The organism is Pontibacter sp. YIM B11418, assembly GCF_059278805.1.
Genome location: NZ_JCAEMH010000006.1, coordinates 271,840 through 284,755, shown reverse-complemented (window position 1 = coordinate 284,755; position 12,916 = coordinate 271,840). Strand labels below are relative to the sequence as shown.

Here is a 12,916-nt window from a genome sequence, read left to right as displayed (position 1 = left end):
GCTGAGCATGATCCTGATAATAGACGACGATGTGGCCGTTCGCGCTTCGTTGAGCATTTTGCTCAAGCAACACGGTTTCAAGACAAAAGAAGCAGCCTCTCCGAAGGAGGCGCTGGAAATGGCGCAGCAGCAGGCCTTGCAACTCGTGATCATGGACATGAATTTCTCCATCGAGACCTCTGGCCAGGATGGGCTTCAGCTGCTGGGAACGTTTAAACAACTGATGCCCCAACTGCCCGTCATCCTGATCACTGGCTGGGGCTCTATCAGCCTGGCGGTGGAGGGGATGCGCCTGGGAGCAGCGGACTTTATCACCAAACCCTGGAGCAACGACTACCTGCTGCAGGCGGTGCGCACGGCGCTCAGTCTATCGCAACAGGCTCCGGTTAAAGACGAAGCGCTCACCCGCAAAAAGCTCGACCAGCAATACGATTTCAGCAACATTGTGGGACAGGACCCGCAGCTGCTGCAAATCCTGAAGCGTATCGGGCAGATTGCGCCAACCGACGCCTCCGTGCTGATTGAAGGCGAAAGCGGTACCGGCAAAGAACTGATCGCGGAGGCCGTGCACCGCAACAGCCTCCGCAAATCCCAGCCATTTGTGAAAGTGAACCTGGGTGGTATTTCTGCCAGTCTGTTTGAAAGCGAAATGTTTGGCCACAAGCGCGGTGCTTTTACTGATGCCAAAGCCGACCGGGTGGGTCGCTTCGAAATGGCTAACAAAGGCACCATTTTCCTCGACGAAATCGGGGAACTGGACATGAACAGCCAGGTGAAACTGCTGCGTGTGCTGCAGGACCGCACCTACGAAGTGCTCGGCGACAGCCGCTCCCGCAAACTCGACATCCGGGTGGTGTGCGCCTCCAACCGAAACCTGGAACAGATGGTGGAGGAAGGCAAATTCCGCGAAGACCTTTTTTACCGCATCAACCTGATCAAGGTGCGTATACCTTCGCTGCGGGAACGACCCGACGATATTCCGCTGCTGGTGCAGTTTTTTGTGGAGAACATGAAAAAGACCTACCACCGTCCGGAGTTGGAACTGAGTCCCAAAGCGCTGCAGTGGCTGAAAGAGCTCCCCTTTCCGGGCAACATTCGGGAGCTAAAAAACCTGGTGGAACGGACCGTTTTGGTAGCCGAAGACAAAGTACTGAGCGCAGAGGACTTCCAGGCGCAGGCACAGCAGGGCCCCGTAAAGACTGGCGACAAGGCCCTGCCGGCCGTCGGCACCATGACGCTGGACGAAATGGAAGCCTCCATGATCCGAAAATCCATGGCCTATTACCACAACAACATCAGCAAGGTAGCCCGTGCGCTGGGCCTCAGCCGTGCCGCCCTCTACCGTCGCCTCGAAAAGTTCGGCATCCCGTATGAAGCTCAGGACTAAGTTCATCTTTTTTGCGGTTGTCATGCATGGCCTTTTGGCGGCTATGGCTTATTTCCTGCTGCAGGAAAACAAGTTGCTGTTTATAGGTATGGAGGTGCTGATAATGATCTCCGTCGTACTGACTATAAATCTTTACAATGCCTTTTTCAAGCCGCTCAACCTGATCCGGGCAGGTATAGAGTCCATTCGCGACAAAGACTTTTCGACCAAGTTTGTGCAGGTAGGGCAGCCGGAACTGGACGAACTGGTGGACGTGTACAACCGCATGATTGAGCAGTTGCGGCAGGAACGTGTGGCGCAGGCCGAAAAACACTTCCTGCTCGAGAAAATCATTCAGGCCTCTCCCGCCGGCATCATCCTGCTCGACTTCGACAACCGCATCGAAAGTATAAATCCCGCTGCAGAGCGTTTCCTATACCTGTCCGGCCAGTCGTTGCAGGGCAACGATCTGGCGGCACTGCCCAACACCTGGGCACGGGAGCTTACGCAGGTACAGGCAGGCCAGCCCTATACCTTCCGCCTCAATGGCATCCGTACCTTCCGGGCACACCGGGCGCACTTCATCGACCGCGGTTTTCAGCGGGCCTTTATTATGCTGGAGGAACTCACCGAGGCCATCATCAAAAACGAGCGCCAGGCTTATGAAAAAGTCATCCGGATGATGTCGCATGAAGTGAATAACTCGACCGGCGCCATCAACTCCATCCTGGACTCGGTGCAGTATTATACTCCGCAGATTGACGAGGAACACCAAGAGGACTTCACCTACGCCCTGCAGGTAGCCATTGACCGGAACACGAACCTGAGCCGTTTCATGGCCAATTTTGCCGATGTGGTGCGCCTCCCCGCTCCTTCTAAAAAGCCGGTACAGGTGCAAGCCCTGCTCAAACGGCTCGAGCGCCTGATGCTGCCCCAGTTGGAGCAACGGCACATCAGCCTGCTTCTCAAACTCCCTGCCACCCCGCTCTGCCTCCCCATGGACGAGCAGCAGATGGAACAGGCCCTGCTCAACATACTAAAGAACGCCATGGAAGCCGTGAAATCGGATGGCAGCATTTGGGTGGAACTGCAGGAGCAACCGCTCTGCCTGACCATTTCCGACAACGGCGAAGGTATACCGGAGCACGTGCGCCCCATGCTCTTTACGCCCTTCTTCAGTACCAAAGAAACCGGACAGGGCATCGGCCTAACCATGATTCGGGAGATCTTACTGAGCCACGGATTCCAGTTTTCGCTTGAATCTGATAATAAAGGGCTGACCTCTTTCAAAATTCTCCTAACCTCAGAAAATACCAAATAGAACTAATTCATCAAAAAGCTACTCAGGCCCCTGCTTTCGTTGAATCATTTTAATAATCATCTAAATTTTATTTTGAATGTAACCTCATTTACTAAATTTCGTAACCGCGCGCATACAACCTATGTTATTACCCCCTATATTGGTTCTACCGTTTGTTTATTTACACATTAAGATGGAATACAATATTATAGTAGCCCCTACTCTCGAGACGCTGGCAACAGAGGTTGCCGTATTATTTCCGCAAGGCTGGAAGCTGAAAGGTGGAATTATTGAGCACGCTGACGGATTCTCGCAACAGCTGATACGCAAGGCATCCGATAAACTGAAACAGAGCCAGATGCCCGCGCCCCGTGCCAAACAGCGCCGCACCAAATGGATTGAATAATTAGTATACGATATACCTTACTATCAGTAAGTGAGCCACCTTCTTCGTGCCAGACGCATGGGGAAGGTGGCTCTGTTTTATGGCAGTCCCTTTTTATAACAGCAGCCGTCTTACCTTCCCCTACTACCACGACAACTCCTGTCTCAATATAAATTATATAATTATTCCAACAAATCATTTATGTACGAATATACACGTTGTGCAAATACAGTGTTATCCTGTGTTAATAATTACCGATCTCGAAAAATAGCAACATTCTGATTTAAAGAAACTTGCAATTAAAAACCCTGACTGCCAACATTAAATTCACATAATATTTTTGAAAACAAGCATCTTTTTGTGGCTCCTATAGTATATATGGCTGATACAATTTTTTGGGTACTTCATGCCGAAACACAAAAGGCATGCGTACCCATTATCATAAAATCAAAATAAACGTACGAGTATCATCATTCACAACACCCTTATACAAAACACATGAGAAGAGTCGTATACCTCCTGCTCCTAATAATAAGCGCGACCTCGTGCCTAAGCAAAAAAGAGCTTGTATACATGCAAAATGACAACCTGAAAGAGACAGTGGCTACGCCCATGCAGACCACCTATAAGCCTTACCAGCTACAGCCTGCCGACGTGCTCTCTATTAAGGTGCAGAGTCTTGAACCTGAAATTTCTAATATTTACAACATTGTGCCTCCCTCCAGCGCCTTCGGCTTTGCCGACCCTGGCACTATGTTCCTGAGCGGCTATTCTGTAGACGATGAAGGTAATGTGAACCTCCCTAACGTGGGCAAAGTAAAGGTATCGGGCCTAACCCTGCAACAGACGCAGGAACTGATTCAGCGCAACGTGGACCGCTACATTACCAATGCGACCGTAGTGGTAAAGCTCATCAACTTCAGGGTAAGCGTACTGGGTGAAGTAAACCGCCCCGGCCAGTACTTTGTGTACAACGAGCGCGCGACACTCTTCGATGCGCTGGGTATGGCGGGCGACCTGACACGCAGTGCAGCTCGCGAGAACGTGAAGCTGGTGCGCCAGACGCCCGGTGGATCTGAAGTGGTACTTCTCGACCTGAAAGACCCGAATATCGTACAATCCAAATACTACTTCATGCAGCCTAACGATGTGCTGTACGTAGAGCCGTCCGTTGCGCAGGTGAAGCGTGACAACCTGGTGTCGCTTAATGTGATTACCATAGCCCTGGGTGTTATCTCTACGGCGGCAGTTATCCTGAATTACTTTAAATAGTACCCATGAAACGAAAAAACACAGCGCACGAAATAGACTTAAGAAGCTGGCTGTTCAAGTTCCGGACCAGATGGTATCTGTTCCTGGCTTTTGTGATGGTAGCCATGGCAGGAGCCTACGTCTATGTCAAAAGCTCTACCCGCGTCTACGCGTTTAAATCCACCCTCCTTTTGGGTGATCAGCATACCGGTTCTAAAAAGGCGCAGGAGCTCCTCAACCTGCTCGATGTGCAGAACAAGGGCATTAAGGTGGAGGATGAGATCGGCATTCTGACCTCAGCCGACATGATTCGCAGTACCTTAAAGCAGCTCGACTTTTCGGTGTCTTACTACAAAGTGCCCGACCACTGGCTGAACACCGGCCTGGACCTTATTAAAGAGGAACAGTACGACAACGCTCCGTTCATCGTGCAACTTGACACCAGTTCCCTCCAGATCGTGGACATTCCGCTGGAGGTGCGTGTGCTCAATGACAAAGAGTACGAGCTGACTGTGAAAGCCCAAACCCCTCCCCTGTACGACTACACAACGCATACTGTAAAGCAAATCGTACCAGAGGTGAATTTCACTAAAGTGCTGGAATTCGGCAAGCCGTACAAGGACAAAAACTTTAGCTTTACGATAAAACGCGCCAATCCTGACGACAAGATTGACGCCAAAAAACACTACTTCGTGCTTAACAGCCTGGAAAGCCTGGTAGCCCAGTACGCTGGCAGCCTACACATTAAGCCAATTGAGCGCGAGGCGCGGGTACTGGAGCTGAGCACCAAAGGCACCATACCTGAGAAAGAGATGCTTTTCCTGAACACACTGATGAGCACCTACGTGGCCCGTGACTTGGATGAGAAAAACATGAACGGTCAGAAAACGCTCGAGTTTATCGACGAGCAGATCTCCGGCCTGACCGACTCGCTCCGCCAGAGCAAGCAGGCGCTTTCGTCTTTCCGTTCGGCTAACCGCATTGCCAACATCGATGTGCAGTCAAATATTAGCTACGAGAAACTCGCGCAGCTGGAAATGGAGAAGTCGAAGTTAAGCACCGAGAAGCAGTATTACGTGACGGTACTGGACCAGATTGAGGATGATGAGAGCTTTACACAGGCAGTGTCTCCTGCAGTAGCAGGCGTGCAGAACCCGAACCTGGCGAACCTGTTCACCGAGTTATCGCGTCTGAACCAGCAGCGCGCTTCTTACAGTGTGAGCGCCACAGCGGACAACCCGAGAATTAAGGTAATTGACAGTGAGATCAAAAGCACGCGTAATGCCATTATTGCGAACATCAAAAACCTGATTCGCTCGACTGACATTTCCATTGCCAACGCCGACAAGCGCATTGGCCAGCTCGAAACAGGTATAGCGAAAGTGCCGGAGCACGAGCGCCGCCTGATGGACCTGCAGAACCAGGCCGACTTCGTGAATAAGAAGTATGACTTCCTGCTCGAGAAGCGTGCCGAAGCTGCGATAGCCCTGGCTACCAACACCACCGACAAAAAGATAGTGGACAAAGCTGCCATGTGGGGTTCTGGTCCGGTGAACGTGAAGCCGAAGATGATCTTTATGCTGGCCCTTATTCTGGGTCTGATCATACCTGCCGTGCTTATTGTTCTGATGGACAACGTGGACAACACCATACAGGGCAAAAACGACCTGAACAACGTAACCAACATTCCCTTCCTGGGTGTGATTGCGCATGGCACCAAGGCTGATAAGCTGGCAGTGAAAAACAACCCGCGCTCTGCCATTGCCGAGTCGTTCCGATCGATCCGCATCAACCTACAGTACCTGATGTCTGAAACGAACTTTAAAGTATTGGGCGTGACTTCATCGGTATCGGGCGAGGGTAAGACCTTTACCTCGGTTAACCTAAGCAGCGAGATGGCCATGGCCGGAAAGCGTACTATCCTGATTGAGTCGGATATGCGCAAGCCGACATTTGGTAAGTATTTCAACACGCACAATGCAGCCGGTTTGTCCTCATACCTGAGCCAGGGGTTGCCGCTAGAGGAGGTGATCCAGAAAACCGATATCGAGAACCTGGATATCATTTCGTGCGGCCCTATACCTGACAACGCCATTAAGTTACTGGAACACAAGCGCATGGCCGAGCTGATCGCCAAACTGAAGGAGCAGTACGAGTATGTGGTAATCGATACACCGCCGATAGGGTTCGTGGCCGAGTACTTTATCCTGATGAAGCACATGGACGTAAACCTGTATGTGGTGAAACACAAATACACCAGCAAGGACATGCTGACCCAGGTGAACGACCTGTACGCAGCCCGCAAGCTGAAGAACATCTACATGGTGATTAACGACCTGAACTACAACAATACCTACGAGTACGGATACAAGAAAAAGGGCAGCTACTACTACGCGTAGCGCCAGAGCAAGAATTAAATGCGCGCTTGATTAGAAAGGTGCTGTAGGATGCAGATTCCCACAGCACCTTTTTTCAAGCGAAGCACGATTACCTGAACCTATACATGAGTAAAAATTTAGCTTCGAAGGCGGTTAGCGGGTTGAAATGGAGCTCGGCGGGCACCATCGCCAACGCCGTGATGCAGATTGGCTATACCTCCGCTATGGCCCGTCTGCTTGCTCCCGAGGCCTTTGGTCTGGTAGCCCTTTCGGCCGTTATCCTGCGATTCGGTTACTATTTCGCCAATCTGGGCCTCAACCAGGCCATCATCCAGAAAGAAGAGCTCACTTCTGAAAACATTCGGGCAGCCTTTACCTCCTCCGCCCTGCTCGGAGCCATATTTACCGTACTGGCCTGGGTGCTGGCGCCTTATGCCACCCTTATTTTCGACATGCCTGAAGTAGTGCCGATTGTGCGCGTCATGTCGCTGGCCTTTGTGGTTGGGGGCATTTCTGCCACGGCTACCAGCCTGTTGCAGCGTAACATGCGCTTCAAGGAGCTGAGCATTGTAGAGACGGCCTCTTACGTGATCTCATACCTGGGCGTAGGTATACTGCTGGCCTGGCTGGATTTTGGGGTGTGGAGTTTGGTGTACGCCTCGCTGGTGCAGCAGGCACTGGTGGCGATAGGCGCTCATGCCATGGCACGTCACAATGTGCTGCCAGTCGTGCGCTGGGAAGCGTACCGGGCGCTACTGGCATATGGCAGCAAAATGTCCGTCATCAGCTTTTTTGAGTTCATCTATACCGAGCTGGCCACGTTGCTGATAGGCCGGGTGTTCGGCGCGTACAAACTGGGTATCTACAACCGGGCCTTTATGCTGGTGAACCTGCCCATGTATAACCTGACGCGCACGGTGTCACGGGTGGTCTTTCCTTCATTCAGCAAATTACAAACTGAAACTGAGAAGCTGGCCAGGGTATACCTATCCAGCACTACCCTGCTGGCGACTCTCATTATACCTGTCTGCCTGGGCATTATGGTGGCCGCACCGGAAATTGTGCGCGTGGTGCTGGGCGACCAATGGTTGGAGGCTATACCTGTGCTGCAGGTGCTCAGCCTGGCCATACCGCTGAGCTTTGTCACCATGTTTGCCGGTATCGTATGCGACGCCAAGGCTGTACTTAACTGGAAGATCGTCATCACCATCACGCTGATTGTAGTGATCAGTGGCCTGTTTTTCCTGCTCCGCGACTATGGCCTGGTAGGCTTCGGCTTTGCGCTACTGATCAGTGAGCTGGTTCGCATCGGCATGTACCAGACCCTGATGAAAAAGATCCTGTATCTCTCCTACTGGAAGCAGCTACGCGTATACCTGCCCGGTATCATGAACGGAGCTGTGGTAGCTATGGTCGTATACCTGGTGAGCACCCTGCTGCGTAACATGGAACTGCCACACCTGGTGATCCTGATCTCACAGATGATTGTGGGCGGCTTTATATTTCTGGCTATGATCCTGCTCTTCCCGCACAGTGCACTTAAGGAGCAGCTGCATATGATCTTTTCCAAACTGGGGGTGCAGGATAACCCAAGCTCCTACTCTGGCCGTATGCTAATGCGGTATAGAAAGAGCCTGACAAAAGAAACTGAGCAGGTATAAACAGGGTATACACACAACAATGACAACACTAGTTAGCCAGCCTTGGCTCGTCTAATGCATACTAATTTACTCTAGAAGAAAACCAAATGACTATAGGAGTAGCTGGGCCCGTTGAATTGCGAATACTTGACTGGGACCTGAAAGATACGAACTTACCCCCGACCAATGCGTTCCCCCTCACCTCGCACTTCATCAACGCTTTGCTTAAAAGAGGTTTTAAAGTGATCGCCTACACCAATTCAACAGAAATCTCGGAGCCGATGGTGCTGGAAAGCGGCAACCTCAAGGTTTGTATCAGCCGCCAGAAGCCACAGCCGGGCCGCCGTTTTTTTCTGTTCGAGGTGGAAGACCTTCGGAAGATGATGGCAGCCCATCCGGCAGATTTCATCAGTGCTTTCTGGAGCTACGAGTTTGCCTGGGCGGCCCTGAAAACCGGAAAACCAACCGTGGTGAGCCTGCATGATGTGGCGTTCCAGATCCTGCGCAAAATACCAGACATGTTCCGGATGGTGCGCTGGATGATCAATTACATCGTCGTGAGCAAGGCGGATTTCCTGCTGGCCAACTCGGCCTATACCTACAACCAGCTTGATAGTAAAACCAAATCCAAAACCAGAGTCATCGACAATTTTTATCCAAGTACACTGCATCAGCGTCTGGCCGCTACTGCCCAAAAGGGAAATTATATCATTACGGTAGCCCAGGGCTTCACACACCGTAAAAACATAGAGACCGGATTGCAGGCCTTTGCCCTGCTGCGCAAGCAGTTTCCGGACCTGGAGTACTACCTGGTGGGGGTCGACTCTGAAAAGGGAGGCCTGGCACAGCAGTATGCGCAGAAACAAAACTTAACAGATGGCGTACGGTTTATGGGCCCGATGCCTTATGACGAGGTGTTCAGGCTGATCCAGAATGCCCAGGTGCTCCTGCACCCTTCCAGGGAAGAGTCATTTGGCATGGTGCTGCTCGAGGCAATGGTGGCCCGCACGCCGACAGTTGGGGGCAAAGACAGTGGCTACATTCCGCATTTGCTCAATTATGGCAAAGCTGGCCTGCTGTGCGACGTGGAATCACCTGACTCTATGGCGACCGAAGTGGGACGCCTTCTGTCAGACAGGGAGTTATACCAGACGCTTGTACACGAAGGCTATACCTATGCCGAGGAGAATTTCTCTGAGCACGTGATCGTTGACCGGCATTTGAAGTACTACAGCGAGATTTTGGGCAAGCCCCTGCAGCCTGCGGTACAGTCCGGTAAGCCAAAGCAGGTTGCCTAAACGGGTTACTGCGAGCCACTTTCCGAAAATGGCTTTAGAATGAAACAACCGTATGAAATTTAACTACAGCTTTATATTCATTATCCCGCTTGCCATGATCCTCATCATGGACAATGCTTTTACAGAGTTGGCATTCCCGCACAACCTGGAAGCGCAGGGCAACATGCTGAACCTTTTGCTGAAAGGTATGGCGGCTGTTTCGTTTGGCTATAGTGCTTTTTATTTTAAGCGCATGTCGCCCGTCATGCGGGTAGCCTACGTACTCACGACGTTGTATGTATTTGCCATGGTGTTCGAGTCGTACTACTTTTATGGCACCCCCATGGTGTACCCGCACGTTTTCCAGAAGCTGTTTTTATTTTACTTCATTTTCTTTGTTTATACCTTTTACAAAGGCAATTTTCACCTGAAGTTCTCGCACGTAGTCTGGTTTATACTGGGCGGCTTTTGGGTCAGCGTTATCGTGGTGCATCCTGATAAGCTTAGCTTGGGAGCTTTTACCTCACATGAGCGGGGGGTGTACGCTTCTTCCGTATACATGCTGGTGATTCCTTTCATGTATTTCCTGAGCAAATACATTTTCCATGGCAAACTGATGAGCCTGTTTATGGCTTTCTTTATATTGGTCTCGATCGTTTTCTTTCAACACCGGACAGTTTGGATATCGACTGCCATCATATTGGTTGTGTATTACCTCCTGATCAGGTTTAAGTCTGGCTTATCGATCAACTTCGCTGCGAAATTCATGCCCATCGGTATCGTTCTATTGATCGCAGGTATAGCCAGCAGTGCTTTCCTTTTCTCGACGAACCCCGAGATCATTAACAAGATACAGGACAGCTTCTCTGACATAGAGAACTTCGACTCGCAGGGCACGGGGGGCTGGCGCTACATACAGTGGATGTCGTACCTGCCCTTCATTCAGGATAACTGGCTGATAGGCATGCGCTTCGAAGGTTTTGAGCTGCCCATTCAGTTCTGGCGTGACGATACCAATGAGCCCGTGTTCGACGATGGCCAGGGGCACCACTTCCACAGCTTCTATGTAGATATTTTGTTCTATACCGGCTTTGTCGGACTCGCCATTTACTGCATCATGCCTATTTACGCGATCGTGAAAGGCCTGCGCTCGAAAGCCATGACCGTAAACCAGATCATCCTGATCGCCTTTATTAGCACAGGCTTTGCCTATGGTTTCTCGTACGTACTACCCGTGTTCTATTACGCCGTGCTGGGCTGGGCCATCGTTTACATGGAAGAAGATGGAGTGGAGCGCACCAGTTATCTGCGCGATTTCGGCTCGCGCTGGAAGGCCAAAGCAGTCGGACAGTACCGCAAGCTAACAGCTGCCTGATTACAGTAACTTCTGACGGCAATTTCAGTATACAAAACAGACATATCGTTATACCTTAATATTATGAGTAATTCTATTCCTACTACCCCACTGCACACACCCGTGCTATTAATTATATTCAATAGAGCTCATACCACACAACAAGTATTCGACCGTATCCGCCAGGTAAAGCCAGCGCGACTCTATGTAGCCGCCGATGGCCCGCGACCTGGCGTGGAGACAGATATAGCTAAATGCGCCGAGACCCGGCGCATTGTAGAACAAGTGGACTGGGACTGCGAAGTAAAAACGCTTTTCCAGGAGAAAAACCTGAAGTGTGGTGTGGCGCCTGCTACAGCAATTAGCTGGTTCTTTGAGCATGAAGAGTCCGGAATTATCCTGGAAGACGACTGCGTACCCTCCAAAAGCTTTTTCTGGTTTTGCCAGGAGCTTTTGGACAAGTATAAAAACGATACACGCATCATGCACATCAGCGGCAACAACTACCTGAATGGCTGGCGCAGAGACAATGACTACTCGTACTACTTCTCCAACAAAGTGAACGCCTGGGGCTGGGCCACCTGGCGCAGAGCCTGGCAGCTCTTTGACTTCAACCTGAAAGCCTACCCAGAGTTGAAGGAGAAAGGCTACCTGAAAGGTCTGTTCCTGAACAAGTTTGAAGAGACTTATCGCCTGAGCAAGCTCGAAGAAGCGTTCGCCAGTATCTCGAACGGCGATATATGGGATTACCAGTGGGAGTTTACTGTATACAGCAATTCAGGGCTTTGTATTGTGCCGGAGGTAAACCTGGTGCGCAATATCGGCTTTGGAGAAGACGCCACGCACACGTTTAACACCCACGATAACAAGGCACAGATCAAGGAAAACGAGATCGCTTTCCCGCTGCGACACCCGCGTTTTGTGGTACGAGACATTGAGTCAGACACCAAGAACTTCAATCACTTGATCAAAGGCAAGGTAAGTTCAAAGCTCAAAAGCATCCTGAGTTTGAATTTGTAAAACAATCCAATAACAACCTCTCTTATTTTCGTAGATAGTGCTGCTTAGCTGCAACGCTGACAGCATGATCTGCACCTATTAACAGATTCACATTTGAAACATATGATCAGCATCATCATACCTGTATTTAACAGAAAAGAATATACACGCGAGTGCCTCCTATCTTTAGGCAAACAAACAGACCAGCGTTTTAAAGTGGTTATTGTGGACGATGGCTCTACAGACGGAACAGAAGACATGCTGCGGCAGGAATTTCCGGAAGTGGAAGTACTTAAAGGCAGTGGCAGCCTGTTCTGGACAGCCGGCGTAAACATGGGTATCCGGCATGCCCTGAAGCAAGGCGCTGAGCTTATCATGACCATGAACAACGACGTGATCACGGATGAGCGCCTGATCGAGAAAATGTACTACTGGCATGAGCAAAAGCCAGAAGCCCTTTTGGGAGCGCTCGAACTGGATGCCAATACGCAACAGCCTATCTTTGGAGGGGAGCGCTTAAACTGGCTGCTGAATACCATCGAAGAAGTGCTGCCTACCCTGTCGAAAGATGAGCAAAAGGGCCTGCATGCGGTGACCCACTTGCCGGGCAGAGGCTTGCTTATACCTCGTGCGGTCATCGAAAAGATAGGGCTCTTCGACCAGGACCGCTTCCCGCATTACATTGCCGACTACGACTATACCCATACGGCCAGGAGAGCAGGATTTGAGCTGTACGTAAACTACGACGCCAGGCTACTCACCTACCCGGAAGAAAGCGGGGAGCGCCAGATAAGGAGCGACAAGAACTTTAAAAACTACTACAAGCACCTGTTCGACCTGAAGGGCGGCGGTAACCTGCGTGACTTTACAAGGTTTACGCTGAAGAATTGTCCTGCTCCTTATATTCCGTTCCATTTGGCAAACGGCTATACCCGCAGGCTGTTCGGGTATTTTTTAAGATAACAC

10 protein-coding genes are annotated in these 12,916 nt (G+C 50.8%); all 10 read left to right on the top strand.

Translation table 11 applies throughout. The features are described from left to right. Positions 1 to 7: 7 nt before the first annotated feature. Positions 8 to 1,387, top strand: coding sequence for a sigma-54-dependent transcriptional regulator (locus AC4QZR_RS16250; protein ID WP_494481863.1), 1,380 nt, complete (start codon positions 8 to 10; stop codon positions 1,385 to 1,387). Next, complete coding sequence (locus AC4QZR_RS16245; protein ID WP_494481862.1) at positions 1,371 to 2,687, top strand: sensor histidine kinase; 1,317 nt, start codon at positions 1,371 to 1,373, stop codon at positions 2,685 to 2,687. Before AC4QZR_RS16250 ends, AC4QZR_RS16245 begins: the two co-directional genes overlap by 17 nt. Before the next feature lie 172 nt (positions 2,688 to 2,859). Beyond that, on the top strand, positions 2,860 to 3,072 hold the full coding sequence (locus tag AC4QZR_RS16240; RefSeq protein ID WP_253405469.1) for a hypothetical protein: 213 nt from the start codon (positions 2,860 to 2,862) through the stop codon (positions 3,070 to 3,072). Between the two features lie 552 nt (positions 3,073 to 3,624). Continuing rightward, positions 3,625 to 4,323: a polysaccharide biosynthesis/export family protein gene (locus AC4QZR_RS16235; protein ID WP_253405467.1), complete on the top strand. Its 699-nt coding sequence runs from the start codon at positions 3,625 to 3,627 to the stop codon at positions 4,321 to 4,323. Between the two features lie 5 nt (positions 4,324 to 4,328). Then, complete coding sequence (locus AC4QZR_RS16230) at positions 4,329 to 6,701, top strand: GumC family protein (RefSeq protein WP_494481861.1); 2,373 nt, start codon at positions 4,329 to 4,331, stop codon at positions 6,699 to 6,701. Between the two features lie 104 nt (positions 6,702 to 6,805). Further along, positions 6,806 to 8,341, top strand: a complete 1,536-nt coding sequence (locus tag AC4QZR_RS16225) for a lipopolysaccharide biosynthesis protein (protein ID WP_494481860.1) — start codon at positions 6,806 to 6,808, stop codon at positions 8,339 to 8,341. Between the two features lie 86 nt (positions 8,342 to 8,427). Next, positions 8,428 to 9,618, top strand: a complete 1,191-nt coding sequence (locus AC4QZR_RS16220; RefSeq protein WP_494481859.1) for a glycosyltransferase family 4 protein — start codon at positions 8,428 to 8,430, stop codon at positions 9,616 to 9,618. Positions 9,619 to 9,670: 52 nt separating this feature from the next. Further along, a complete protein-coding gene (locus AC4QZR_RS16215; RefSeq protein WP_494481858.1) occupies positions 9,671 to 10,972 on the top strand; it encodes an O-antigen ligase family protein in 1,302 nt (433 codons plus the stop codon). Between the two features lie 102 nt (positions 10,973 to 11,074). Beyond that, positions 11,075 to 11,971 (top strand): nucleotide-diphospho-sugar transferase, encoded by an 897-nt coding sequence (locus AC4QZR_RS16210; RefSeq protein WP_494481857.1) that lies wholly within the window; start codon positions 11,075 to 11,077, stop codon positions 11,969 to 11,971. 102 nt (positions 11,972 to 12,073) lie between these two features. After that, the gene (locus tag AC4QZR_RS16205) at positions 12,074 to 12,913 is read left to right on the top strand and encodes a glycosyltransferase family 2 protein (protein ID WP_494481954.1); all 840 of its coding nucleotides are present in this window, start codon (positions 12,074 to 12,076) and stop codon (positions 12,911 to 12,913) included. Positions 12,914 to 12,916 lie beyond the last annotated feature (3 nt).